27 protein-coding genes are annotated in these 24,853 nt (G+C 68.2%); 7 read left to right on the top strand and 20 right to left on the bottom strand.

What is annotated here, in order from left to right; translation table 11 throughout:
• The first annotated feature begins 60 nt into the window (after window positions 1–60).
• A complete protein-coding gene (gene fabI, locus AC6LJ9_RS01440; RefSeq protein WP_498146199.1) occupies window positions 61–846 on the top strand; it encodes an enoyl-ACP reductase FabI in 786 nt (261 codons plus the stop codon).
• A 29-nt stretch (window positions 847–875) separates the two neighbouring features.
• Here the strand turns inward: fabI and AC6LJ9_RS01435 are convergent, their stop codons facing one another.
• Both AC6LJ9_RS01435 and AC6LJ9_RS01430 read right to left on the bottom strand, forming a co-directional pair.
• Entirely contained in the window at window positions 876–1,658 is a 783-nt protein-coding gene (locus tag AC6LJ9_RS01435) for a hypothetical protein (protein ID WP_498146198.1), read from the bottom strand.
• 86 nt (window positions 1,659–1,744) lie between these two features.
• Window positions 1,745–2,143 carry an OsmC family protein gene (locus tag AC6LJ9_RS01430; RefSeq protein ID WP_212312342.1) on the bottom strand — a complete coding sequence of 133 codons (399 nt, stop codon included), beginning with the start codon at window positions 2,141–2,143 and terminating at the stop codon, window positions 1,745–1,747.
• 172 nt (window positions 2,144–2,315) lie between these two features.
• On the opposite strand from AC6LJ9_RS01430, the gene AC6LJ9_RS01425 reads away from it, so the two are divergent.
• The gene (locus AC6LJ9_RS01425) at window positions 2,316–3,005 is read left to right on the top strand and encodes a tellurite resistance TerB family protein (protein ID WP_498146197.1); all 690 of its coding nucleotides are present in this window, start codon (window positions 2,316–2,318) and stop codon (window positions 3,003–3,005) included.
• 192 nt (window positions 3,006–3,197) lie between these two features.
• The gene (locus AC6LJ9_RS01420) at window positions 3,198–4,811 is read left to right on the top strand and encodes a methyl-accepting chemotaxis protein (protein ID WP_498146196.1); all 1,614 of its coding nucleotides are present in this window, start codon (window positions 3,198–3,200) and stop codon (window positions 4,809–4,811) included.
• Window positions 4,812–4,824: 13 nt separating this feature from the next.
• Here AC6LJ9_RS01420 and AC6LJ9_RS01415 read toward each other — a convergent pair whose 3' ends face one another.
• From AC6LJ9_RS01415 to AC6LJ9_RS01385, 7 genes are read right to left on the bottom strand one after another with little or no spacing between them, the layout of a single operon-like run.
• Window positions 4,825–5,340 (bottom strand): 4'-phosphopantetheinyl transferase family protein, encoded by a 516-nt coding sequence (locus tag AC6LJ9_RS01415; protein ID WP_498146195.1) that lies wholly within the window; start codon window positions 5,338–5,340, stop codon window positions 4,825–4,827.
• On the bottom strand, window positions 5,315–5,686 hold the full coding sequence (locus AC6LJ9_RS01410) for a thioesterase family protein (RefSeq protein WP_212312333.1): 372 nt from the start codon (window positions 5,684–5,686) through the stop codon (window positions 5,315–5,317). Before AC6LJ9_RS01410 ends, AC6LJ9_RS01415 begins: the two co-directional genes overlap by 26 nt.
• A 9-nt stretch (window positions 5,687–5,695) precedes the next feature.
• Window positions 5,696–6,481, bottom strand: a complete 786-nt coding sequence (locus AC6LJ9_RS01405) for a class-II aminoacyl-tRNA synthetase family protein (protein ID WP_212312331.1) — start codon at window positions 6,479–6,481, stop codon at window positions 5,696–5,698.
• A 27-nt stretch (window positions 6,482–6,508) separates the two neighbouring features.
• A complete protein-coding gene (locus AC6LJ9_RS01400) occupies window positions 6,509–7,465 on the bottom strand; it encodes an NAD(P)H-dependent flavin oxidoreductase (RefSeq protein ID WP_498146194.1) in 957 nt (318 codons plus the stop codon).
• Between the two features lie 10 nt (window positions 7,466–7,475).
• Entirely contained in the window at window positions 7,476–8,369 is an 894-nt protein-coding gene (locus AC6LJ9_RS01395; RefSeq protein ID WP_212312327.1) for a diiron oxygenase, read from the bottom strand.
• A 16-nt stretch (window positions 8,370–8,385) separates the two neighbouring features.
• Window positions 8,386–8,634 (bottom strand): acyl carrier protein, encoded by a 249-nt coding sequence (locus AC6LJ9_RS01390; protein WP_103272406.1) that lies wholly within the window; start codon window positions 8,632–8,634, stop codon window positions 8,386–8,388.
• Between the two features lie 32 nt (window positions 8,635–8,666).
• Window positions 8,667–9,641 carry a methyltransferase gene (locus AC6LJ9_RS01385; RefSeq protein WP_498146193.1) on the bottom strand — a complete coding sequence of 325 codons (975 nt, stop codon included), beginning with the start codon at window positions 9,639–9,641 and terminating at the stop codon, window positions 8,667–8,669.
• A 349-nt stretch (window positions 9,642–9,990) separates the two neighbouring features.
• On the opposite strand from AC6LJ9_RS01385, the gene AC6LJ9_RS01380 reads away from it, so the two are divergent.
• Complete coding sequence (locus tag AC6LJ9_RS01380; protein ID WP_212312321.1) at window positions 9,991–10,755, top strand: sulfite exporter TauE/SafE family protein; 765 nt, start codon at window positions 9,991–9,993, stop codon at window positions 10,753–10,755.
• Here the strand turns inward: AC6LJ9_RS01380 and AC6LJ9_RS01375 are convergent.
• The 6 genes from AC6LJ9_RS01375 to AC6LJ9_RS01350 all read right to left on the bottom strand — a co-directional run bounded on the left by AC6LJ9_RS01375 (window position 10,752) and on the right by AC6LJ9_RS01350 (window position 16,301).
• The gene (locus tag AC6LJ9_RS01375) at window positions 10,752–11,153 is read right to left on the bottom strand and encodes a PPC domain-containing DNA-binding protein (protein WP_199770970.1); all 402 of its coding nucleotides are present in this window, start codon (window positions 11,151–11,153) and stop codon (window positions 10,752–10,754) included. The genes AC6LJ9_RS01380 and AC6LJ9_RS01375 overlap by 4 nt on opposite strands.
• Window positions 11,140–11,721 carry a PCC domain-containing protein gene (locus tag AC6LJ9_RS01370; protein ID WP_249204753.1) on the bottom strand — a complete coding sequence of 194 codons (582 nt, stop codon included), beginning with the start codon at window positions 11,719–11,721 and terminating at the stop codon, window positions 11,140–11,142. The genes AC6LJ9_RS01375 and AC6LJ9_RS01370 overlap by 14 nt, the downstream gene beginning before the upstream one ends.
• Window positions 11,722–11,776: 55 nt before the next feature.
• The gene (locus AC6LJ9_RS01365; RefSeq protein ID WP_212312319.1) at window positions 11,777–12,541 is read right to left on the bottom strand and encodes an SDR family NAD(P)-dependent oxidoreductase; all 765 of its coding nucleotides are present in this window, start codon (window positions 12,539–12,541) and stop codon (window positions 11,777–11,779) included.
• A gap of 81 nt (window positions 12,542–12,622) precedes the next feature.
• Window positions 12,623–14,260, bottom strand: coding sequence for an acyl-CoA synthetase (locus AC6LJ9_RS01360; protein WP_498146192.1), 1,638 nt, complete (start codon window positions 14,258–14,260; stop codon window positions 12,623–12,625).
• Window positions 14,257–15,429 (bottom strand): acetyl-CoA acetyltransferase, encoded by a 1,173-nt coding sequence (locus tag AC6LJ9_RS01355; RefSeq protein ID WP_498146191.1) that lies wholly within the window; start codon window positions 15,427–15,429, stop codon window positions 14,257–14,259. The genes AC6LJ9_RS01360 and AC6LJ9_RS01355 overlap by 4 nt, the downstream gene beginning before the upstream one ends.
• Window positions 15,430–15,473: 44 nt before the next feature.
• A complete protein-coding gene (locus tag AC6LJ9_RS01350) occupies window positions 15,474–16,301 on the bottom strand; it encodes an IclR family transcriptional regulator (protein WP_498146190.1) in 828 nt (275 codons plus the stop codon).
• 252 nt (window positions 16,302–16,553) lie between these two features.
• Between AC6LJ9_RS01350 and AC6LJ9_RS01345 the strand changes: the two genes are divergently transcribed.
• The gene (locus AC6LJ9_RS01345; protein WP_103272398.1) at window positions 16,554–17,567 is read left to right on the top strand and encodes a TRAP transporter substrate-binding protein; all 1,014 of its coding nucleotides are present in this window, start codon (window positions 16,554–16,556) and stop codon (window positions 17,565–17,567) included.
• Window positions 17,564–19,453, top strand: coding sequence for a TRAP transporter large permease (locus AC6LJ9_RS01340; RefSeq protein WP_498146189.1), 1,890 nt, complete (start codon window positions 17,564–17,566; stop codon window positions 19,451–19,453). The genes AC6LJ9_RS01345 and AC6LJ9_RS01340 overlap by 4 nt, the downstream gene beginning before the upstream one ends.
• A gap of 16 nt (window positions 19,454–19,469) precedes the next feature.
• On the opposite strand, the gene AC6LJ9_RS01335 is transcribed toward AC6LJ9_RS01340, so the two are convergent.
• The 3 genes from AC6LJ9_RS01335 to AC6LJ9_RS01325 form a co-directional block, all read right to left on the bottom strand.
• Entirely contained in the window at window positions 19,470–20,456 is a 987-nt protein-coding gene (locus tag AC6LJ9_RS01335; protein WP_498146188.1) for a tripartite tricarboxylate transporter substrate binding protein, read from the bottom strand.
• A 58-nt stretch (window positions 20,457–20,514) separates the two neighbouring features.
• Window positions 20,515–21,399, bottom strand: a complete 885-nt coding sequence (gene nadC / locus AC6LJ9_RS01330) for a carboxylating nicotinate-nucleotide diphosphorylase (protein WP_498146187.1) — start codon at window positions 21,397–21,399, stop codon at window positions 20,515–20,517.
• Window positions 21,400–21,473: 74 nt separating this feature from the next.
• Window positions 21,474–22,415, bottom strand: a complete 942-nt coding sequence (locus AC6LJ9_RS01325) for an NUDIX hydrolase (RefSeq protein WP_498146186.1) — start codon at window positions 22,413–22,415, stop codon at window positions 21,474–21,476.
• Window positions 22,416–22,642: 227 nt separating this feature from the next.
• Here AC6LJ9_RS01325 and AC6LJ9_RS01320 point away from each other — a divergent pair, with 227 nt between their 5' ends.
• Window positions 22,643–22,873, top strand: coding sequence for a hypothetical protein (locus AC6LJ9_RS01320; protein WP_498146185.1), 231 nt, complete (start codon window positions 22,643–22,645; stop codon window positions 22,871–22,873).
• Window positions 22,874–22,894: 21 nt separating this feature from the next.
• Here AC6LJ9_RS01320 and AC6LJ9_RS01315 read toward each other — a convergent pair whose 3' ends face one another.
• Together AC6LJ9_RS01315 and AC6LJ9_RS01310 are read right to left on the bottom strand one after the other, a co-directional pair.
• Complete coding sequence (locus AC6LJ9_RS01315; protein WP_498146184.1) at window positions 22,895–24,211, bottom strand: ParB/Srx family N-terminal domain-containing protein; 1,317 nt, start codon at window positions 24,209–24,211, stop codon at window positions 22,895–22,897.
• 112 nt (window positions 24,212–24,323) lie between these two features.
• Window positions 24,324–24,749: a DUF3574 domain-containing protein gene (locus AC6LJ9_RS01310; protein ID WP_498146183.1), complete on the bottom strand. Its 426-nt coding sequence runs from the start codon at window positions 24,747–24,749 to the stop codon at window positions 24,324–24,326.
• Between the last annotated feature and the right edge of the window lie 104 nt (window positions 24,750–24,853).

Raw genomic sequence — 24,853 nt, 5'->3', positions numbered from 1 at the left:
GGGCGTGAGGCGTGCCACTAAAATGGCGGCCTTCGGAAGGACAAAATCAAAGGATTGAATATGGGCTTTCTCGCCGGCAAACGCATTCTGGTCACCGGGGTGCTCTCGAACCGTTCCATCGCCTACGGCATCGCGCGCGCCTGTCATCAGCAGGGCGCCGAGCTCGCCTTCACCTATGTGGGCGACCGTTTCAAGGAACGCGTGGCGGAGTTCGCGGCGGAGTTCGGCAGCAAGATCGTGCTGCCCTGCGACGTGGCCGAGGACAGCCAGATCGAGGCGACCTTCGCCGAACTGGGCGCCCATTGGGACGGCCTGGACGGCCTGGTGCACTCCATCGGTTTCGCCCCGCGCGAAGCCATCGCCGGCGACTTCCTGGACGGCCTGTCGCGCGAAGCCTTCCGCGTGGCGCACGACATTTCGGCCTACAGCTTCCCCGCCATGGCCAAGGCCGCCCTGCCGCTGATGCAGGGCCGCAACGGTTCGGTCCTGACGCTGACCTACCTGGGCGCCGAGCGCGTGGTTCCCAACTACAACACCATGGGCCTGGCCAAGGCCTCGCTCGAAGCCAGCGTGCGCTACCTGGCCACCGCCCTGGGCCCGCGCGGCATCCGCGCCAACGGCATCTCGGCCGGCCCGATCAAGACCCTGGCCGCCAGCGGCATCAAGGACTTCTCGGCCATCCTGAAGTTCGTCGAGGCCCAGGCGCCGCTGCGCCGCAACGTCACCATCGATGACGTGGGCAACGTCGCCGCCTTCCTGCTGTCGGACCTGGCCGCCGGCGTGACCGGCGAGATCACCCATGTGGACGCCGGCTTCTCGACCGTCGTCCCGGGCATGGAAGACTGAGCATTTCCTTCAGGCAGCGCCAGGGGTATTCAGCCCTGGCCGCCGTCGGCGGCCCCTGATTTCCTCTGCCGGGCCGCCAGTATCAACTGATCGTTTTCCTCTACCAGCGTCTTGTTCAGGGCTTTGAGCTGATCGGTCGGCAGCGCCCCGACCTGTTCGGCGGCATGGAGCGCCACCGATTCCCGGATCAGGCGCAGCATCGGGCTATCCCCGCCCATCCTGCGCTCCAGGCTTTGGGCGATGCGCTGGCGCACGGCTTCCGGCACCTTCGCATCCTTGAGCTGGCCGCGCTTGAAATCCTCTTCCGCGCTCGTGAGCGTCCTGTGTTCACCCAGCCCGCGGCCGCTACGCAGGAGCTGGCCCACGTTCCTGGAGCCCAGGGCGCGCGCAACGACGCCGCGCATCAGCGCTGTCCGCGTCACGGTGGAAGCGTCGCCCTGCAGTGCGCAAAGACGCTCCAGGCAAGCGCCGATGCGCGCCACCTGGCCCGCGATGGGCGCCCCGTAGTCCTGCCTCGACGCGCGGAACAGCCGCCGGCATTCCGCGACCAGCTCCCGGTGCGATGCCATGCGCAGCCGATCGGCGCGAGGCGGCATCGCAAGCGAGGATTTCAAGAGGCGCACCGTCTGCCTCACCTGCGCGCGCATCACGCGCGGTGCGGAGCCGGCCTTGGCAACGAAGGCAAAGGCCCGCGACCGCGACCCAATGGACCCCGCCCGCTCGGGCTGGCCGCGCGCCCCGCCCCCCTCGACCGGGGAATCTGGCGATCGGTACGTCGGATTGCTGCCGGACCACGATATCGAGTTGAACATGGGCTGGAATCATCGAGCCGGAAACCGGCTGAGTGCGGATTCCCGCCATTCCGTTCCCAGCCCCTGTCCCGACTATCCTTGTCCCTCTATTCCGGCCGCACCACCAGCGTCGACACTTGCACATCCACCGCCGTCATCAGCTTGTGGATCGGGCACTTTTCCGCCACCGCCAGCAGTTCGTCGATCTGGGCATCCGTCAGCTCGCCATGCAGCGTCAGCTTGGCGGTCAGGCGGTAGACCCCCTTGCGCTCCTCGCTGGCATCGCGCACCACGTCCACGCCCACCGATTCCAGCGGCAACCCCTTGCGCTGCGCGTACACCATCAGCGTCAGCGCCTTGCAGCCGCCCAGCGCGGTATCGAAATAATCGTGCGGGTCGGGGCCCTCGCCTTGCGGCTGCGGCATGGCCAGCGGCAGTTCATGGCCTTCGGCCGTGGCGGTGAATTGCAGGGTCTGGGGCGCATTCTGGCGCACGCGGATCGTCATGGACACATCTCCTGAAGTCGGCCGGCGCGACTGGGCCGGCCCTTGCCACGTTGTAGCACTACCTTTCCGGGCAACCGGCGACGCGCCATGTTACTGACTGCAAGCTGAACTTCCTTGCCTCGCGCCGGTCGGATCAGATTCCGCAAGTTCTCCTGCCTACGAAGGGGGCCGCATGAGCGCCAGACAATTACTCGATCAACTGCTGCAGTCCGGCCAGGGACTGCTTTCCGACGCCGGCTCGCGCGTCCAGAACGCCACCGGGGGCAAGGGGTCGTCCTTCCTGACCGGCCTGGGCGGCGGCGCGCTGGGCGCGGGCGCCCTGGGGCTGCTGCTGGGCAGCAAGAAGGCCCGCAAGATCGGCGGCAAGGTCGCCATGTACGGCGGCATGGCCGCGCTGGGCGCCCTGGCCTACCGCGCCTATGGCGACTGGCAGCGCAAGCAGGGCGCCGAAGCCGCCGCGACGCCGCCGCAGACACTGGACCGCCTGCCCGCGCCCCAAGCCGAACAACACAGCAGCGCCGTGCTGACCGCGATGATCGGCGCCGCCAAGGCCGACGGCCATATCGGCCCCGAAGAACGCGGCCTGCTCGAAACCGAACTCGCCAAGCTCTCTTCCGATGCCCGCGACCGCGGCTGGCTCGAAGCCGAACTGGCGCGCCCGCTGGATCCCGCGGCCATCGCCCAGGCCGCCGCCACGCCCGAAATGGCCGCCGAGATGTACCTGGCCAGCCTGCTGGTGGTCGACGAAGAGAGCTTCATGGAGCGTGCTTACCTGGACGAGCTCGCGCGCCAGCTGAAGCTGCCGCCCGATCTCAAGCTGCAACTCGAACAGCACGCCAAGGCTCACGCCCAGACCGTCTGAACCTGAAGGGCCGCGCAAGGCGGCCCCTTCCGCATGCCGGCATCCCCCCGCGCCCCGTCCGATTCGCCGCATCCTGAGTGCCTAGGACTGCCCTCAATATCAGACTAGTCTCAGCTCTTCAGCCCTCAACTGCACCGGCTCTCCTGTCGTTATCTCTCATGACGGCGGCTCGCGTCCGCCCCGGAGAAAACGATGAAAAACCTGAAGGTATCCACCCGCCTGTTCGGCGGCTTCGGCATGCTGCTGGCGCTGCTGTGCGCCATCGCCCTGCTCGAGTCCCACAACACGCGCATCCTGCGCGACGGCATGATCGACATCGTCGAGGTCAACAACGAGCAGGCCAGGCTGGCGGCCGAGATGCGCGCCGCCGTGACGGACCGCGCGGTCGCCGTGCGCAACATCGCGCTGCTGCGCGATCCCAAGGCCATAGATTTCGAGGCGCAGCGGTTGAAGACACAGGAGCAGATCTACCGCGAGGACTACGCCAAGCTGGAACGGATGCTCACGTCCAATCCCACCACGCAGCCTGAGGAGCTGGCGCTGCTTCAAGCGGTCAAGCGCGATGAGCTCAAGGCCATGCCGCTGATCGACAAGGCCGCCAGCCTGGGACTGGCCGGCGACCCCGCGGGCGCCATCGTCGTGCTGGTCCAGGAGGCCCGCGCGCCACAGGCGTCATGGCTCAAGGAGCTGGCCGCGCTGACCGCGCTGGAAACGCGCCTGAGCGACGAGGCGGCCGACGAGGCGCTGCGAGCCTCGGCCACGCTGCAGACGGCGACCCTGGTCGCGACCGTGCTGGCGCTGGCCCTGGGCGGACTGGCGGCATGGCTGATCACGCGCAGCGTGCTGCGCCAGCTTGGCGGCGAGCCGCGGCAGGCCCAGGAAATGGCGCGCGAGATCGCCAATGGCAATCTGACGCTAAGCCTGCGTCCCACCGCCGGCGACGCGAACAGCCTGATCGCCTCGCTGGAGACCATGCGCGTGCAACTGAGCGCGACCGTGTCCCGCATACAGACCGCCGCCGACGCCATTTCCACCGCGTCGTCCCAGCTCGCGAGCGGCAATGCCGATCTCTCGGGCCGCACCGAAGAGCAGGCCGCATCGCTGGAGCAGACCGCCGCCAGCATGGAACAGCTGACATCCGCCGTGAAACAGAACACCGAAAGCGCGCAGCAGGGCAGCGCGATGGCGCTGGCCGCCTCGCAGACGGCCGAGGCCGGCGGCCAGGCCATGCGGCGCATGATCGCCACCATGCAGGACATTGCGGCCAGTTCCGCCAAGGTCCATGAAATCATTTCGGTCATCGAGGGCATTTCCTTCCAGACCAATATCCTGGCGCTGAACGCGGCGGTGGAAGCCGCGAGGGCGGGCGAACAGGGCCGCGGCTTCGCGGTCGTGGCGGCGGAGGTGCGCACGCTGGCGCAGCGCAGCGCCACGGCGGCCAGGGAGATCAAGGCCTTGATCGAAACATCCAGCCAGCATGTGACGACGGGATCCGAGCTGGCCGCCGGCACCGGCGACACCATGGAGGAAGTCCTGGCCTCGGTGCGTCATGTCGCGGACATCATGGGAGAAATCGCGTCGGCCTCGCGCGAGCAAAGCACGGGCATCGACCAGATCAACGTCGCGATCTCGCAGATGGATGGCGTCACGCAGCAGAACGCGGCGCTGGTGGAACAGGCCGCCGAGGCCACGCGCAGCATGTCGGACCAGGCGCACGCGCTGCGCGAATCCATGTCGGTCTTCCGCAACGAGGCCCTGTCCCCGCCCGCGCAGCACTCGACACGCCTGCTGCTTGCCGCCACATGAGCACGGCCGCCGCCTATCCGCGCAGCAGCACGATTCTCGGCGGACCGTAGTCCTCGCGATAGCACAGCCCCAGCATCAGGCCGTCCAGCCGGGCGCAGCGCGCCACGAAGCCCCGGCCGGCGAAGTCCAGCCCGATGTCCACGGCCCCTCCTCCTTCGGCGACCTGCCGCGTCCAGGCGATCGCCATGCGCGGCAGGGCATGCAGCAAGCCCAGCCCCACGCACTTGGCGCAAGCCTCGCGCGCGACCCAGCCCGCCAGGAACTCCACCGGCACATGGTCCCGCCGCGCCACCCAGGCGCCCAGCCTGAGCCGCCGCGCCGCCAGATCCGGCCGGTCGAGCCGTTCGATATCGATGCCCACGTACTTGCGGTTGGCGTACAGCGCGGCCTGCACGCCGCCGCTGTCGCTCAGGCCGAACCCGGCCGTGCCGGGCAGATAGGGCTTGCCCAGGCGCGTGCGGGCCGGCGCCTGCGCCGGCCTGGCGCCGAGCACCACGGTGAGATCAAGTCCCGATGAGGGCGCGGTCATGGGTGCCGGTGGCGATCAGGCTGCCGTCCCGCGCCGCCACCGCGCGGGCATCGAAACGCAGCGCGTTGCCGAACATGGCCTGCACCGTGAGCGTCAGGCGCACGGCGCTGCCCGGATGCGCGGGCGCGACGTGCTTGACACTCACGGCCTGGCCGACCGAACGGCAACTGCCGTCGCCCGCTCGGCGTATGCACTCGGTCGCATAGGACTCGATCCAATAGACGATGACCGGCGTGGCCAGCACATCCATATCGCCGCCGTAGTTCAAGGACAAGGCGGCCGCGTCCACCTCCCAGGTCTTCTCGAACTGCTGCCCCGCGCGAAACAAGGCCTGCGCCTGCGTCATGGCTCGCCCCTAAGCCTGTTCCAACGCGGCCAGCGCGCGGCGCGCATCGCCGAAATGATCCTTCAGCATGGAGATCCAGCGCTCCAGCCCGAAGGCCACGCAGCTCGTATGCGCGAATTCGCCGTTCAGGCGGATCTCGAACTTCTCGCCGAAATAGTTGCGGTGATAGTTCAGCGAAGACACGGCATGTCCGTCGAACACCAGCTCGCGCTTAGTGGGCGTCAACGCAGACAGCCGGGCCACCGGGCTGCCGGAATCGAAGAAGGGATCGTTGGCTTCCTCGCAATCGGCGCGGATGCCCAGCTGCGCGAACAGCGAGAACACGCGGTCGTAGCCGGCCTCCAGATGCGCCTGTGCGCCCTCGGCCGTGCCCAGGTACACGTATTCCTTCATGGTGAAGTTGAAAGCGCGGTAGCTGTCCAGCGCCTTGTCCTCATGGCGGAAGCAGCGCGCGATGCAGGACTCCACCCGCGCGCCGTCCAGCTGCTGGCCCTTCAGGCCCAGGTAGATCTTGTAGCAAGTGGCGGGCAACAGGGCCACGTCCGCATTCAGCTGCTTGAAGTCGGGATCGAGCTTGCGCTGGCCGCGCGCGAAGCCCAGCAGTTCGCCTTGCTCGATCGAACACATGACGCAGGTCAGGTGCGGGAAATTACGCACATAGCCAAGCGCGTTGATCTCGTCCAAGGCCAACAGGCTGTCGAATTCGGTGGTCGCGTCCGGCGCGACAGAGAATATGCTGTCCAGCTTGGCCTGCAGGACGTTCTTCACCTGGTGCCACTGCTTCTCGATAATCACGATGCGATCTCCTTCGGGTGGATGCGCTCAGGACGTCAGGTCCGCCAGCACCTGCCTCACGGTGCGGACGGCGTGCGTGTCCTTGCAGGACGTCCCGCAATACAGCGCCATGTCCTCGATCTGCCCTTCGGTCTGGGCAGTGGGCACGGCGACGCTGTAGCGCAGGATGGGGTAGCGTTTTCCGAAATAGTGGGCAAATCCAATGACGCCGGCCGACAGGTCGCCGTCACAGCTGCGGTTGCGGATGACCCGGTGGCGGTGCGTGTGCCAGCCGATGCTGAAGCGGTCGGTGACCACGGTGTCGTCCGGCCGGGCGTCGACGATCGCCTGCTTGTAGCGCGCGTGCGCCGCCGATTCCTCGGTGGCGGCGAACACGGTGCCGCACAAGGCACCGGCATAGCCGGCGTCCAGCGCCAGCCGAAGCTCGGCGGCATTGCTGATGCCACCGCTCAGGAACACCATCCGGCCGCCCGCCAGCAACTGCGCCGCCTGATCCAGCGCCTGCGTCCGCGTCAGCGCGCCCAGGTGGTGACCGCCCGCCTCCACGGTCTGCAACACGCCAAAGCGCAGCCCCGCATCGAACGCGGCGTCCAGATCATCGCGCGTGCCGACCTGCGCGCCATAGTCCATGCCGGCGGGCAGGCTGCGCAGCACGCGCGCCTCCGGCAGGCCGAAGAAGGTCACCACCGGGCGTTCCGGCCGGTCGGCCAGGCAGGCCAGGCGACCGAGCAGTTGGTCGGCATCCAGAACGAAGGGCACGAAGTTCACGCCGAAACGCGCCGACGTGAGCGTCGCGGTCCGCGCCAGCAGTTCGCGGATCTCGCCTTCTTCATGGCGGTACAGGCCGATCATGCCGAACCCGCCGGCCTCGCAGACCGCCGCGGCCAGCTCGGGCTGCGCCACGCCGCCCATGCCCGCCTGCAGCACGGGCAGGCGGGCGCCGAACAGGGCTTGAACCTCCGGTCCGCTCAGGACGCTTGCCATCGCCATCCTCCTACAGCGCGGCCAGGTCCAGGCCGGCGACCAGGCCCTGCTTGCCAAAGAAGGCCGCGCTGCGCTTGAACCACTGCTCGTGCACGGCCTTGCGCGCCGGATGCGCGCGCAGCGCGTTGCGCATCGCATGCCCGTTGCGAAAGCCCAGCGGTCCGTGGACATCCGCGTCGTCATAAACGGCCGGGTTGTACATCAGGCTGATGAAATAGCGGAACATGCTGGTCACCATGCGGTCTACATCGGCGCGCGTGGCTTCAGGGTCGGCGCTGCGTTCCAGCGCCAGCCGGTAGAGCCTGGGCACCATCTCGCGGCCGAACGAGACATGCCGCGATTCGTCGACGTGGTGCTCGTAGTTGACCTGCTTGAGGATGTCGGTGATGCCTTCGGTGGTGCCGACCTTGTGGTTGTAGTAGTCGACGAACTCCTCGAAGATCAGCGTACTGGCGAACATGTACAGGTCCTCCAGCTCTGGGCTGTCCGCCTGCTCCGGTCCTTGCAGCTGGATCGCCGGATAGATCTTGCCCGCGTAGTCCAGGCAGGCCTTGGCGAAGTACCACATGTGGAAGTTCTCTTCGCCCATGAAGACGTGCAGGTACTCCGACACGTCGGCGTAGCGCGGCTCGTAGATGCAGCGGCTGACGAAGCCCAGCACGCCCTTGATGCCGTGCACATTGAGGCTGAAGAAATTGACCGCCTCCCATTTGCTCAGGCGCACCCGCTGGCCGGCGTCCAGCTGGTCCTGGTAGGGCGTGCCGTAAGTGGTCAGCAGGTCCTCGCTGCACCAGGGCTGGTCCTCGGGGATGCGCTCGGGCCAGGTGAAACGCTCGTAGGGGTCGTGCGTGCGCCCCTTGGACAGCGTCATGAGGCGGCCGATTCTGGCGTAGTCGATATCCATGGCATGACGCTCCCGACTAGCTCTGCGCGTGGACGAAGCGCACGATCGCGTCCACCGTCTTCAGGTCGTCCACGGTGATCGCGCCCGACACGTCGCGCCCGGTCAGTTCGCCCAGGAACATGATGAAATCCAGGAACTGCATGCTGTCCAGGATGCGCTCCTCGATCAGATTCTTTTCCTTGATGCCCTCGACGGTCGCATTGCGGTTCTCCTTCAGCCAGGCGATCACTTCGGACTCGGTATTGTTCAGCGTCAACGTGGACATGTTGGCTCCGTGATTTGGGGATGGAAACGGCGTCACAGCTTCGCGGCCGACAGCAGGCAAAAGCCGCTGCTCTCCTGCCGCAGCACGGCCTGCCGCTCGAAACCGGCCGCGGCGATCAGCGCCTGCATATCGCCCACGGTCCAGCTGCGGCCGCCGTCCCACAGCGCCAGCGCCGACAGGTTGTGCAGGGTGGTGAACTGCGGCGCGCGCCGGTCTTCCGACAGGAAGTAGCCCTGCACCAGCAACGTGCCGCCGGCGCGCAGCGCCCGCAGCGCGCGCGCCAGCATCGAGCGGCAGACCTCGGCGCTTTCCTGGTGCAGCACGTTGGAGAACAGCAGCGCGTCGGCATCCGCGCCGAACTCGTCGTGGCGGTAGTCCGCCACCCGCGCCGTGACGCGCTCGGCCAGGCCGGCGGCGCGCGCCGTCTCGCGCGTGATGTCCACCACCGGCGCCAGGTCCAGGATCTCCGCCCGCGCCTCGGGACGCGCGGCGCACAGCGCGATCGAGTACGTGCCCGCGCCGCCGCCCACGTCGATCAGCCGGCGCACGGGCAGGTCCTTCAGCGCCTCGGCGAATTGCGGTCCGGAACGCGCAGCGAATTGGTGCATGCCCAGGATGAAGTCGCGCATGAACTGCGGATCCTCGCCCAGCCACTTGGCCTGATTGTCGACCGCCGCCCCCTGCCGCACCGCCTCGGCCAGCTGTGCCCAGGGCCGCTTCCAGCGGTCCATGATGCGGATCCAGCTGAGCAGCGACTCGGGACTGTCCTCGGTCAGGAAGCGCGCGCTCAGTTCACTGTTGCCGTAGCGGCCGGCCTCGCAAACCAGCAGCTTCTGCGCCACCGCGCAATCCAGCAAGCGCTCCAAGGCTTCGGCGGGACATCCCAGCTCGGCGGCCAGATCGGCGCAGCTGCGCGCCTGGGCCAGGCGCTGCGGGATGCCCAGGTCGGCCAGCGCATAGAGCGGCTGTCCTTCCCAGTGCCCGAACGCCAAACGGGAAAACGCCATGAAACTCACATCCATCGATTCCCTCCTGATTCAACGGCGGCCGGTAAGGCCATGCGGATGAATACGCGGCAGCTCGGGTACGAGCCGCGCGCCAGTGATCAGGACGCGAACGCGGAAGGCCGGATAGAGATTGGGCCGCGAACGCCGTCCCGGGAGTGACAGCGATACAGCGGTGGCGACTAAAAGGCGTCGCCGGAGTCTCTTTAATAAGGTCCATTTTATGGACCATTAATTTATATTTTGTTTGATTGCATTCTATACCCTCGCAGATAATAGGCAATAATAAATTTCACATGACATATTTAAGTCCATTAGATGGACCAATACGTTGTTTGAACAGGAGTCACGCATGGACTGGAGCATGGCGGCGCTGCTGGCGGGCGCGGGCGTACTGGGCGGGGCCATCAACGCGCTGGCGGGCGGCGCGACGCTCATCACCTTCCCCGCCATGGTCGCGGCCGGACTGCCGCCCGTCATCGCCAACGCCTCCAGCGCGGTGGCGATATCGCCGGGCCACATCCTGGCCGCGCTGGCCGACCGCGAAAACCTGCCCGCGCCCGATCGCCGCTTCTGGCTGCTGTCCGTGGCGACGACGGCGGGCGGCGCGCTGGGCGCCTTCGTCCTGCTGGCGATCCCGCCGGCCTATTTCATCCTGCCCGTGCCGGCGCTCATTGCCTTCGCCACGCTGCTGTTCGCCTTTGCGCCGCAAGTACAAGCCTGGAGCGCGCGCCGGCGCGGCGCACAGGCGCAGGAGCGCGCCGCGCGCGGCGTGCTGCCGATCGCGCTGGCATCGGTGTATGGAGGCTTCTTCGGCGCCGGGCTTGGCGTCATCCTGACCGCGGTGATATCGATCACCGACCCCGGCAACCTGCGCGCCATCAAGTCACTGAAGAACCTGCTGGCCACCTTCGTCACCGCGGCGGCCATCGTCATCTTCATCGCGCAGGGATCGGTCCACTGGCCCGCCACCCTCTGCATGCTGGCGGGCGCGTTGCTGGGCGGATACCTGGGCGGCTACCTGATCCGCGTGCTCCCCGCCCAGGCCGTGCGCCTGTTCGTCATCGTGACGGGCGCCGTGATGACGATCATCTACGCGGCGCGTTACTGGTTCTAGGCCGCCGCATCCTCTGCCGGCAGCCATTCCTCCAGCGTGACCTCGAAGGTCATGCAGATGGGATTGGCGCCCGGCACGAACGGTCCGCCGTGCACCTGCCCCTGCGGATCGGCGACCACGCCCGACAGCGACGCCGTCAACGAGCCGTCTGGCTGCGCCCGCACCTCGCCGGCGAGACTGACGATCTCGACCGCCGGCCCGGACACATGGCGGTATCCGCCATCGCGGGTGTACAGGCAGGCATCCACCAGGCTGCCCAGCGCGCCGCGCACGAAGGCGTTGCGAAAGCCCTCGGCCAGGCAGAGTTTTTCCACGCCCTGCACCAGGTCTTCGTTGGGTCCGATGCGGGCGTAGGCCACGCGGCCCATGCTGCCGCTTTCGACATCAGGCATGTCCATGGTCACCCGTCCCTTGGGGCTGCAACAGCCGCAGATTGGTTTCGGCGTCATAAGTGGCGCGCAGCTCGAAGCCTTCCAGTGACGTCACCAGCACCGGCACCGGCCGCTCGCCGACGATGGTGGTCTGGGGCACGATGTGTCCGCCCAGCGGCGCGCCCGTCTCGTCGCAGAAGGCCGCGTGGCAATGCACCAGCGGCGCGCCGGCATCGGTCTTGCCCAGCGTGGCGTTGCCGAAAATGAGATAGGCCGCGCCGGCCGAGATGGGCGCGGTATAGGCCACCACCATCCGGTGCTGCGGATCGGGCGGCGCGGTGCAATAGTCCAGGTGGCGGAAGCCCCCGCCCAGGATGGTCATGGACGCATTGGCGATGCCGGCCTCGGCCAGCGTGTCGACCATGGCGTCGAACAGGGAAGCCCCCGGCCTGAGCAGCAGCCGCACGTGGCGGCCATGTCCGGCGCAGCGGCTGTGTATGCGGACCGGGTTGAAGGCACCCGGGTGTATCAGCGTTCTGGGACGGGGCGGCGCTTGTACTCCCCGCAACGAACGATCCACGGTGGTGTATCGCATGGTCTGGTCTCCGTGCGCTTGTGGCGCAATGAATGAAACCTGGGCAATGACAAACTCAGTGCATGGCGGGCAACATGCCGGCCGCGGTGAAGCCGCCGTCCACGCAGATGACCTGCCCGGTAACATAGCTGGATTTGGACTCGTCGAGCAACCAGCCGATGGTCCCATTCAGCTCTTCGGGCGCGGCATAGCGATGCTGCGGCACCACCCGGCGCCAGGCGGCGCGCGCCTGCTCGGTATGCATCTGCCCCACCAGCGGCGTTTCGATCGGCCCCGGCGCCACCGCGTTGACGCGGATGCCGTATTCAGCCAGTTCGACCGCCATCACGCGCGTCAGCGTCACCACCCCGCCCTTGGACGCGCCGTAGGCCGCGCGTCCGGCATTGCCGCGTATGCCCGACACCGAAGTGATGTTGACGATGGAGCCATGGCCGCGCTTGCGCATGCGGCGCGCGACCTCGCGTGCCACGACGAAGGACCCCACCAGGTTCACCTCCAGCATGCGGCGCAGCGCCGCGGTCTCGGTGTCCAGGAACGGCAGATCCTGGCCGATGCCGGCGCTGTTGACCAGCCCGCCTATCGGTCCGAAAGCGCTCTCCTGCCGCGCCAGCGCATCCACGACCTGCGCTTCGTCCGACACATCCAGGCGCACGCGCGCCAACTTCTCGGGCGGCGCGATATCGCCCATGCCGTCCAGCCGCTCCTGCGACAGGTCGGCCGCCAGCACCCTGCGTCCGGCGTCCAGCAGACCCCGAACCACCGCCAGGCCGATGCCCGACGCTCCTCCTGTTACCAGCACTGCCTCCTGCGTCGTCTCCATGATTGCGTCTCCTTGCCCGCGAGGGCTTTTTTTATCTGCACTTCCTTGCCTGTAGTAATTCCTTGTCCGTACTTCCACGCATCAGCGCGCCAGCTCCGGCGCGCGGTCCAGGCAGCCGCGCTCGTACAGCGCATCGCGCACCAGTTTCTTCGTGACCTTGCCGTAGCCCGAGCGCGGCAACTCGTCCCAGAAAAAAATGTGGCGCGGCAGCTTGTAGCGCGCCATGCGCGGCGCCATCCAGGCCAGCAGCTCGTCCTCGCTCAGGTCGTGCCCGGCCCGCAGCACGCAGACCATGACGCCGGCCTCTCCCCAGGTCGGATCGGGCACGCCCAGCACCGCGCTTTCGGCCACGGCCGGGTGTGTCAGCACCTTTTCCTCGACCTCGCGCGGATAGATGTTCGAGCCGCCCGAGATGTACATATCGGATTGCCGGCCGGTGATGTAGACGAAGCCCTCCGCATCCATGTAGCCCAGGTCCCCGGTGCGGAACCAGCCATCGCGGAAGGCCTTTTCGTTGGCCTGCGGATTGGCGTAGTAGCCCGCGAACACCGCCGGACCGCAGACGCAGATCTCGCCCGGCTGGCCGGGCTCCAGCTGCCGGCCGCTGTCGTCCTGGATGCTGACCTGCATGCCGGTGCGCTCGATGCCGCACGTGCCCAGGCGCGCGCCGGGCGCGTCCGCCGCCTCATGCAGGGCCGGCGGCAGCACGGTGATATTGCCGGTGACCTCGCCCAGGCCGAAGTACTGCACCAGCACCGGCCCCAGCTTTTCCAGCGCGCGCTTCTGGTCTTCGCGGTACATGGGCGCGCCGGCATAGATAACGTAGCGCAGGCTGGAGTGATCCCAGGCGTCGACGGCCGGATGCTCGACCAGCATCTTGACGATGGTGGGCACGGTGAACATATTGCTCACCCGATGGCGCTCCACCAGCTGCCAGATCTCCTCGGCGTCGAAGCGCGTGGACGCCGGCAGCACGGTGCAGGCGGCGCGCGCCACCTGGGTCAGCAGATGGATGCCGGCGCCGTGCGACAGCGGCGCCACGGCCAGGCTGACGTCCTGCTCGGTCGTGCCCGGCATGAGGTCGCACAGATGATTGGTGACCACGAAGGCCATCTGCCCATGCGTCAGCACCGCCGCTTTCGGCCGCCCGGTGGTGCCGGACGTGAAGAAGAACCAGCAGGGATCGTCATGCTCCACATCGACGCAGGCCGGCGCGGCGCCCCGCTGCGCCGCGATCAGGTCCGCGACCTCGGGCGCGGCGAAGCCTTCCGGCCCCAGCCTTGCCAGCAGCGCCAGCTGCGGCATGGCCCGCGCCACGGCCTCGGCGTGGTCGGCATAGTCGCCCTGACACAGGAACACTTTGGCGCCAGATGCCTGCGCCAGATAGGCCGCCTCGTCCGGCGCGATGCGGAAGTTCGTCGGCACCCAGACGGCGCCCAGGCGCAGCGTGGCAAAGAGCGTCTCGACGAATTCAAAGCTATTGCGCGAATGCACCAGCACGCGGTCGCCCTTGCCCACGCCATGCGCGGCCAACGCCCGGGCCAGCGCCGCGCTGCGGGCATCCAGCTCGCGCCAGCTGAGCGTCGCCTCGCCGCAGATCAGCGCGTGCCGCTCAGGATGCCGGCGCGCCGCCTGCACCAGGAAATGGGCCAGGTTCATCACCCGGCGCGATGCCGGCGCAACGCCGCCTTCCGGCATATGTGCAGCAGGTCCGCTCATTTGGCGCGCTCCAGGATGCTGACGTAGTTGGCCACGGCCGCGCCGCCCATGTTGAACACGCCCGCCAGCGCCGCGCCGGGAATCTGCATGCCCGCGGCCTCGCCCGCCAGCTGCATGCAGGCCATCACATGCATGGACACGCCCGTGGCGCCCACAGGATGCCCCTTGGCCTTGAGGCCGCCGGACGGGTTCACCGGCAGGCGCCCATCCTTCTGCACCCAGCCTTCGCGCAGCGCCTTGTAGCCCTGCCCGCGCGGGGTCAGGCCCATGGCCTCGTACTCGATCAGTTCGGCGATGGTGAAGCAGTCGTGCGTTTCCACCAGGCTCAGGTCGTCCAGCACCAGCCCGGCCTGATCCAGCGCGGCGCGCCACGCGCGCGTTGCACCCTCGAATGCGATGGGGTCGCGGCGGCTGAGCGGCAGGATGTCGTTGACGTGCTGCCGCGCGCGGAACGCGATGGCGCGCCGCAAGTCCGGCAACAAATCCGCATCGGCCAGCACCAGCGCGGCCGCGCCATCGGAAATCAGCGAGCAGTCCGTGCGGCGCAGCGGCGCGGCCACGTAGGGATTGCGCTCGCTCACGGCGTTGCAGAATTCAAAGCCCAGGTCCTTGCGGATCTGCGCATAGGGGTTGTCCACGCCGTTGCGGTGGTTCTTCGCCGCGATGCGGGCCAGGGCCTCGCCTTGGTCGCCATGGCGCTCGAAATAGGCAGAGGCGATGCGGCCGAACACGCCCGCGAAGCCGCCCTCGATGTCGGCCTCTTCCTTGCGGTAGCTGGCGTTGAGCAGGATATCGCCAACCTCGGACGTCGGGCGCGCGCTCATCTTCTCGGCGCCGACCACCAGGGCGACGCGCCCACGGCCCGATTCGATGAAATCCATGGCCGTGTACAGGGCCGCGGATCCGGTGGCGCAGGCGTTCTCCAGCCGCGTCGCCGGCACGTGCGCCAGGGCGGGATGCGCCAGCGCCACCAGCGCGCCCTGGAAGTCCTGTTTCTGGAAGCCGCTGTTCATGACGCCGACGTAGATGCCGTCGACTTCCTCGGCGGCGAAGCCGGCATGGTCCAGGGCCGCGCCGGACACCCGGGCCATCAGGCTCTCGGTGTCCGGATCGTCGAGTTTGCCGAAGGGGATGTGCGACCATCCCGCAATCACGGCACGCTTGCTCATTGCTGTCTCCTCAGGATGCAGCCCCGTTCCCGCCGGCGGCGGAATCAGGACTTGGGCTTGGGGACAGGCGGGCGCGCGCGCGCCTCCCTCCCCCCGGGACTGGCCTGCGCCAGCAGGCGTTGGGCCTCGCGCGACAACAGCTTGGCCAACTGGAACTGCCTTTCTTCGTCCATGCGCGACTCCACCGCGGCGATGCTGAGCGCGCCCAGCACCTGTCCCTGCTCGTCGCGCAGCGGCACGCCGAGGCCCCAGGAGCCGGGCACCACCAGCCCCTGGTTCAACGAGTAGCCGCGTCCGCGAGACTCGTCGACCAGCGCGCGGATCAGCGGCACCGAATAGTGCGGATAGCGCCGCGCGATCAGCGCCGCGTTGGCCTGCAGGCAGGCATCGACCTCGTCGTCCGGCAGCGCGGCCAGGATCGCCAGGCTGCCCGCGCCCACGCCCAGCGGATGACGGTCGCCCGGCAGCAGCACGTGGGTCTTGAGCGGATAGTCGCCGTCCTCGCGCAGCACGCAGACGGCGAACACGTCGCGCCGGATGGAAAAGAAGGCGGAATCACCGCATTCATGCGCCAGCCGCGCCACCACCGGCGCCGCCAGGCGGTTGATGCCGAAACGCTCGCTGGCGACATTGCCCAGCACATGGCATTCCGGTCCCAGGAAGTAGCGCCGGCTGACGGGCTCCTGCTCGACCATGCCTTCGGCGGCGAGCGCGGCCAGGATGCGATGCACGGTGGGCTTGCTCAGGCCGGTATCGCGCGTCAGCGCCAACAAGCCGGCGCCGTCGCCACGGGCGCGCGACACGCCGCGCAGCACCTGCATGGCGCGCGCGATGGCCTGCGCTCCGCCCACCTGGGTCGACACTTCCGCCACATCGTCTCCGTGGATTTGTTCTTCGATATTATTCTTTGGTCCATTTTGTGGACCATTATTAACTGTCTTCTTTTTCATCACACGCCCATTCTATTGGTTTACGCAGCAGAATCAATATGATTTAATGAATTTAAGAGTTGTACCTAGGTCCATATTTTGGACCTCATGCAAAGATAAAGCAAGAAGCCGGAAACGGCGCCTTACCCGCCCCGCTCTCGACAGCGGGCCGGCTCTCATAACCAAGGAGACAGCATGAATACCACTCGACGCAACCTGATGCGCGCCGCGGGAGGCGGCGCGCTGCTGGCGCTGGCGCCGTTCCAGAAAGCGCTGGCGGCCCCGGAGTTCCGCTACAAGTACGCCAACAACCTGCCCCCGTCGCACCCCATGAACCTGCGCGCCAACGAAGCCGCGCAGAACATCGCGCGCGACACGGGCGGACGCTTCGAACTGGCCGTGTTCCCCAGCAGCCAGCTGGGCTCCGACACGGACACCCTCAGCCAGCTGCGCGCGGGGGCCGTCGAGTTCTTCACCTTGTCCGGACTGATCCTGTCCACGCTGGTTCCCGCCGCCTCCATCAGCGGCGTGGGCTTCGCCTTTCCAGACTACGACGCCGTCTGGAAGGCCATGGACGGGGAACTGGGCGCGCATGTGCGCCGCGAGATCAACGGCAAGGGCCTGTTCGTGATGGACCGCATCTGGGACAGCGGCTTTCGCCAGGTCACGACCAGCAACCGCGCCATCGCGGGTCCGGACGATTTCCGCGACCTGAAGATCCGCGTGCCGGTCAGCCCGCTGTGGACCTCGATGTTCAAGGCGCTGGGCTCGTCGCCGGCCAGCATCAACTTCAACGAAACCTATTCCGCGCTGCAGACCCGCGTGGTCGACGCACAGGAAAACCCGCTGGCCATCATCCAGACCGCCAAGCTGTATGAGGTGCAGAAGTACTGCTCCATGACCAACCACATGTGGGACGGCTTCTGGTTCCTGGGCAATCGCCGTGCCTGGGAAAAGCTGCCGGCCGACATCCGCGAGGTCGTGGCCAAGCACATCAACGCCGCCGGCATGGCCGAGCGCGCCGACGTGCTGGCGCTGAACAACCAGCTGCAGGCCAAGCTGGCGGAGCAGGGCCTGGCCTTCAACACGCCCCAGCCCGAACCGATTCGCGAGGCGCTGCGCAAGGCCGGCTTCTACGCATCCTGGAAGGAAAAGTACGGCGACAAGGCCTGGGCCCTGCTCGAACAGGCCGCCGGGAGGCTGTCATGAAGGCAGCGGCGGCGCACGCCGCGGACCTGCCGGGCCACAGTCCGCCGGCCGGCGCCCGGCAGCCCTGGGCCGTCGCGCTGGACAGCGCGCTGGGCCACCTGGTCGAAATCCCGGCGGCCCTGCTGGTGGTCGCCGAGATCATCATCCTGTTCTCCGGCATCGTCGCCCGCTATGTACTGCACACGCCGCTGGTGTGGTCCGACGAACTGGCGTCCATCCTGTTCCTCTGGCTGGCCATGCTGGGCTCGGTCATTGCGTTCCGGCGCGGCGAACACATGCGGATGGCCGCGCTGGTCAACCGCGCCTCGCCCGCGACGCGGGCCATGCTGGACATGGTGGCGGTGGCCGCGGCGCTGGCCTTCCTGCTGATGCTGCAAGGGCCGGGCTTCGAGTACGCGTCCGAGGAACGCTATGTCACCACCGCCGCGCTGGAAATCCCCAACGTGTGGCGCGCCGCCGCGCTGCCGGTGGGCACGGCGCTGATGATGCTGATCGCGCTGCTGCGGCTGGTCGAGCATGGCCAGTGGCGCACCACGGGCCTGGCGCTGCTGCTGGTGGGCGGCGTGGTCGCCCTGATGCTTGCGCTGCAGCCCGCGCTGGCCGGACTGGGCAATGCCAACCTGCTGATCTTCTTCGTCGGCATCGTCGCCGGGTCCGTGTTCGCCGGCGTGCCCATCGCCTTCGCCTTCGGCCTGGCGACGTTCGGCTACCTGTCGCTGACCACCGACCTGCCCATGATGGTGGTGGTGGGCCGCATGGACGAAGGCATGTCGCACCTGATCCTGCTGGCCGTGCCGCTGTTCGTGTTCCTGGGCGTGCTCATCGAAATGACCGGCATGGCGCAGCGCATGGTCGCGTTCCTGGCCAGCCTGCTCGGACACGTGCGCGGCGGCCTGTCCTATGTGTTGATCGGCGCCATGTACGTGGTGTCCGGCATCTCCGGCGCCAAGGCCGCCGACATGGCCGCGGTGGCGCCGGTGCTGTTCCCGGAAATGCGCAAGCGCGGCGCCAGCGACGGCGATCTGGTGGCGCTGCTGTCGGCCACCGGCGCGCAGACCGAGACCGTGCCGCCCAGCCTGGTCCTGATCACCATCGGCTCGGTCACCGGCGTGTCGATCACGGCGCTCTTCATCGGCGGGCTGCTGCCCGGCCTGGTGCTGGGCGTGATGCTGTGCCTGGTGGTGTGGTGGCGCCATCGCCATGTCGCGCCCTTCGCCACGCGCAAGGCCACCGGCCGCGAGATCGGCCGCGCGCTGGTGGTGGCCCTGCCCGCGCTGGCCCTGCCCTTCGTGATCCGGGCCGCCGTGGTCGAGGGCATCGCCACGGCCACCGAGGTCTCCACCATCGGCATCGTTTACGCGACGCTGGTCGGGCTGCTGATCTACCGCTGCTTCGACGCGAAGCGGCTCATGCCCATGCTGGTGGACACGGCCTGCCTGTCGGGCGCCATCCTGCTGATCATCGGCACGGCCACCGCCATGGCCTGGGCCCTGACGCAATCCGGCTTTTCGACGCAGCTGGCGACCCTCATGGCCGGCCTGCCCGGCGGCGCCACGACGTTCATGGCGGTATCCATCGTCGCCTTCATCATCCTGGGCAGCGTGCTGGAAGGCATCCCGGCCATCGTGCTGTTCGGCCCCCTGCTCTTTCCGATCGCGCACCAGATGGGCATCCACGAAGTGCACTATGCGATGGTGGTGATCCTGTCCATGGGCATCGGCCTGTTCGCGCCGCCCTTCGGCGTGGGCTACTACGCGGCCTGCGCGATCGGCCGCGTGGCGCCGGAAGAAGGCGTGCGGCCGATCATGGGCTATCTGGCCTCGATCGCCGTCGGCATCGTGATCGTCGCGACCGTGCCGTGGATATCGACGGGCTTCCTCAAGTGAAGCCCGGGGCCGCGCGTCAATCGGCGCGCAGGCCGATCGCCTCGGTCAGCGCCGCGTAGCGGTCGATGTCGGCGCGGATCATGGCCTGAAAGGCGGCCGGCGTGCTGGTGGCGGGCGTGAACCCCTGTTCGCGCAAAGCCACCTGCACGTCCGGGCGCTGCATGATGCGCGCCACCGCGACATTGATGCGGTCGATCACGGCCGGCGGCGTGGCGGCGGGCGCCAGCAAGCCGTGCCACTGGTCCAGCGCATAGTCCTTCACGCCCTGCTCGGCCACCGTGGCGACTTGCGGCAACAGCGGCGAACGCTTGGGCGAGGTCACCGCCAGCGCCCGCAGCTTGCCCGCCGCGATCAACGGCGCGGCGCTGGACGCGGTGACGATGCCCAGCGGCACCTGCCCCGCCATCACATCGGTCAAGGCCGGACCACAACCCTTGTACGGCACCTGCTGCAAGGCCGCGCCGGTCGCCCGGGCCAGCATCTCGCCCGCCAGATGCTGCGGCGTGCCATTGCCGCAGGACGCGAACGGCAGCGGCTTGCCCGGCTGCGCCGCCTCCAGCGCATCGTCCAGGTTGCGCAGCGCGCTCGCGGCCGGCGTCACGAACACCGACGGCACGAAGGCCACGTTGATGACGGCGGCGAAATCGCGCTTGGGATCGAAACCCAGGTTGCGATAGACGCCGGGATTGATGGCGAAGGAACTGTTCACCATCAACAACGTGTAGCCGTCCGGTGGCGCCTCGGCCACGGCGCGCGCGCCGATATTGCCACTGGCGCCGGGCCGATTTTCCACGACCACGGGCTGGCCCAGCTGTTCCTGCAGGCTGGCGCCGATACGGCGGGCCAGCAGGTCGGTGCCGCCGCCCGGCGGAAACGTCACCACGATGATGATGGGGTGCGCGGGGTACGAGGCATCGGTCATCGGTTCGCCTGACGGCGAATTGCCGCAGGCGGCCAGGGCCAGCGCGGACAGGACGGAAAGGCGGCTGAGAAGACGGATCATGGTGCGGGCCTGCAATATGTCGGGCCGGTAAGCGGAAAAGTAAATGGCGCCTGCGCGCTCAAGCGTCCAGGCCGATGTCCAGCACCTTGGCGCTGTGCGTCAGCCAGCCCACGGCGATCTGGTCCACGCCGGTCGCCGCGATCTCGGCGGCCGTCTCGGGCGTGATGCGGCCCGAGGCTTCCGTGACCGCCCGGCCGCGCGCCATCGCCACGGCGCGGCGCAGATCATCCAGGCTCATGTTATCCAGCAGGACCACGTCCACGCCCAGCGCCAGCGCGGTCTCCAGCTGCTCCAGCGTGTCGACCTCCAGCTCGATCCTGACCATGTGGCCGACGCCCGCTCGGGCCCGGGCCACCGCATTGGCGATGCCACCCGCGAAGGCAATGTGGTTGTCCTTGATCAGCACCGCGTCGTCCAGGCCGAAGCGATGATTGCTGCCGCCGCCCACGCGCACGGCGTATTTCTGCAAGGCGCGCAGGCCCGGCATGGTCTTACGCGTGCAGGTCACGCGCGCGCCATAGGACGCCACCGCCCGCGCGATCGACGCTGTGGCGGTAGCGACGCCGCTCAGGTGGCAAAGGAAATTCAGCGCCACGCGTTCGGCCGTCAGCATGGCGCGGGCGCCGCCCTGGATGCGCGCGATCTCCGCGCCGGGTTCCAGCAGGCTGCCATCCGCTCGCGACACGCTGAAGCGGATCGCGGGATCCAGCGCGCGGAACGCCAGCCGCGCCAGGTCCAGCCCGGCCAGCACGCCCTCCTGGCGCGCCACCAGGCGGGTTTCCGCCTGGGCGTCGGCGGGCACGATGGCATCCGTCGTCAAGTCTCCCGCGCGGCCCAGGTCCTCGAGCAGCGCGGCGCGCACCACAGGCTCCAGCATCACGTCCGGCAGCGGCGGAACGGGCAGGCGGTCGGTCGCTGCGGGGGCTTCAGTATTTATGCTCATAATGAGTATTTTTGAGTCAAAAAAAGGCACGCCTGATCGCGTGCCACTTATGCTAGGCATGAGCATAATCTTTGTCAAGCCTCGCGCGGCCCTCTGGACAGCGGCAGCTTGCTGCCCGCGATGGCTCGTTCCAGCAGCACGTCGCGGCGGAACCGGAACAGCTTGGCCGGCCTGCCGGCGGTGCCCGAGGCCATGTCGCCGGTCTCCTCGACCAGATCCTGCTGCTCGATCAGCCGCCGGAAATTCTGCTTGTGCAGCCCGCGCCCCGCCAGCGCCTCCACGGCCTGCTGCAATTGCAGCAGCGTGAACTGGGCCGGCATCAGCTCGAACACGACGGGCCGGTACTTGATCTTGGCGCGCAACCGCGCGATGCCGGTGGCCAGGATGCGGCGATGGTCATGGCGCATGGGCTCGCCCGGCAAGGCCTCGCCCCCGACAGCCCCGCGCCGTGCGGCCTCGGGCACCAGACCCGCCTCGAACAGCAGCTCGTAGCGCTGCAGCACCATGTCCTCGTTCCAGGCCGCGCCGCTCAAGCCGAACGTGATGTCCGCGCGCTGGCGGCGGCGCGCGCGCGAGGCCTGATCCGCGCCCGCCTCGCACCAGGCGGCCAGCCGCGGCGCGATGGCCTCGTCCAGCAGCGCGGGCACGCCGGCGCGCCGGTCTTCCCAGGGGAAATAGCGATACCAGTCCTGCCAGCCGACCTGTGCGACGCCGGTCTCGCCGGCCTCCCGCGTCAGGCCCAGATAGCTCACCGACATGACCCGCGCGCCCGACTCGTCGGAGCGGTCGCCGTCGGCGAAGGTGTAGAGCTGCTCGACGTAACCGAGCGGATGATGCGTCTGCGCCTCGACCCAGGCCCGCAGCCCCGCCTGCAGCGAACGGTGCGACAGCTCGAACGGCCCGGCCGGCAAGGCGCGGGCGTCTTCCGTGGTCAGCACCCTGGGCTCGCCGTTGGTGACGGCGACCAGCACGGCGACTAGCTCGGCATGGACGGAACGCGCGACGGATTCGGTCAAGGCGGTATCGGGCGAAGGAGAATGGGAAATCAAGGCGCCGGCCGGAGCCGGAAAGACGCGGATCGCGGCCACGCGATCCGACCCGAATTATAAGCCCCGCGCCCGGCAATGGCTGCTTGCAACCGTGACAACGCAAGGCCCCGCACACGCCCGTTCCAGGCCTAAGATGGACTCATGTTCATGTGCGCCACCCGTCATGGCGGCGCCCGTTTGCAGGAGCGTGCATCATGCTCAAGCCCACGACAGATCCAAACGCCAGCGACGCCCGTCGCGACGTCGAACCCACGCCCCGCGTCGATCCGCGCACAGGCACCGCCGTCCTGCCGCTGGCCAGCAACAGCAGCATCGTCGCGGGCATGCCGCGGCGCGGCCGCGCCATCGAGGCGCCGGGCGAGCCCGGCGTCATCTCGGCCGAGGAAGACGTGCTCGACATCAACTACGAACACAGCGGCCCTTGAGCGCCGCGACCGGCGCCGGACTTACCAGCCCCAGCAGGTGCCGGCCGCCGGCTTGCCGCAGTTGCGGTAGTTGGCCGCGTACCAGAGCTTGCCGCCGTTGCGCGGCGGCGAGCCCACGGCCTTGATATCGTTGCGCGGCAACTCTTCCAGCGCGTCGCGCGCGTTCTTGGTCGGCGTGCCGCTGGCAGCGTTCTGCACCCAGGCGATGCGACCGAGCTGAGCGGCGGTCCTATCCTGGAACACCACGTCGCCATCGGCCAGCGCCGCCATCTTGCCGGCGGCGTCGCGCACCGCGGCCGAGTAGCTGTCGCTCGCATCGGTGGGCAGCAAATTCTTGTCCAGCTTGCTGACGGCCAGGATGCTTGCCAGCGCGGCGGGCGGAATCATCTTATAGGCGCTCAACGCGGGCAACTGGCCCGCCGCCACCTGCCGGCGCAGCCAGTCGCCCCACAGGAACTCGGCAAATTCGGGCAGGCCGCCATTCGCATAGGCGATGTCGCGGGTGAAATAGACCAACGAACGATAGCGATCTTCCTGCATGCCGCCGGCCTCGGCCGCGCTGGCCAGGCCCAGCCGCTTGGGCAACTGGTCCACCGTGATCGGCTGATTGTCGCCATCGCGCAGCCAGGCCTTGCGCTCGTCGACCAGGCGCTGCCAGAACGCCTTGGCGTCGGCCATGTCGCTGTAGTTGGCGTCGACCTTGACCCATACCGGCAGCTTGGGCCCGCCGTCGAAGATCTCGCGCAGCGCCGAGAAGCTGTGATGGCCGTCGGTGAGATACAGATTGCCGTCCCAGCCCACCACCACCGTCTTCATCGCGGTGGCATCCGCGCCCGGCGCGTTCAGGCAGCTGAAGGTCTCCGGCTTGTCCAGCCGCGCCGCCTGCGCCTGGGCAATGCTGGCGAACGGCTGCGCGCGCTTGCCCGCGCCCGTGTCCTCGCAATAGTCGTCGAACTTCTTGCCGACGGTGCGGTTCAGGTAGTCGATCTGGTTGGCGGTATCGCCGGCCCAGGTGGGACGGGCGAAATCGCCTTGCCAGCGGCCCAGCTTGTAGTAGATCTGGTCGTAGCCAATGGCGGCCTGCGTGGGATTCAGCTCTTCGATGCGGACCTTGATCACATCGCCCGGCTTCGCCTTCAGGTACGCCTGATTCTTGACCGGCGTTTCCGGCTTAGGCGGCACCGGCCTCTCGGGCACCGGCGCGGGCTGCGCCGCCGGTTCGTCGTCGTCGCTGCCGCCATTGCAGGCGGCCAGGGCCAGCGGCAGCAGCGCCACGGCGATCAGGCGCGCGCCCGGAAACGGAAACAGGGAAAGCCGGCGAGTCAGCGTAGGGGTCATGAGTATCAACAGGAAGATCGAACGAGAGCCGCGATGATGACAGCCGCATGCTGCGCGGACGTGACATCCGCCAAGGCCGTCACGGGCCTGTCGCCCCGCGGACCGCCGGAACTCAGAACGACACGCAGGCCGCCTGCCGCACCCGCAGCGTCGCCTCCTGCCGGAAGCGCGTCTGGTACTCCGTCCGGATATCGCGCACCGCCGCCTCGCTGACCGAGTCGCCCGGATGCACCAGGTTCAGCACATAGGACGGCTCGCGCACGATCGCGCCGTCGTTGTCGCGCCACTGGCCGGAGGCCTGCCACACCGTCAGGCCCTGCGGAAAGCGCGGCGTCACGGACTCGGCCAGGAAGGACGTCCATTCCTGCGGCGACACCGGGCCGGACGGGGTGTCGGTGCCCAGGAATATCTGGTCGTTGACCATGTTCGTCTCGTTGGGCGCGCAGGCGCGGGATGCGGGATTGGTCACGCAGCCGGCCATCAGGGCGGCGGCGCATAGCGACAGGGCAAGGCGCGCGAGCTTGGGCGTGAAGGGCATGAGGAAGGCTCCGGGTTCTGAGGAAGCGGAACTGTTGGCTGGTAACCGGCCGCAGCGCCGATGCGTCGGTGTCAGGTTGATGGTCAAGCCTGACGGTCAGACTT

Source organism: Achromobacter sp. 1011811831, from assembly GCF_059760905.1.
This window is presented reverse-complemented; position numbering and strand designations above follow the sequence as displayed.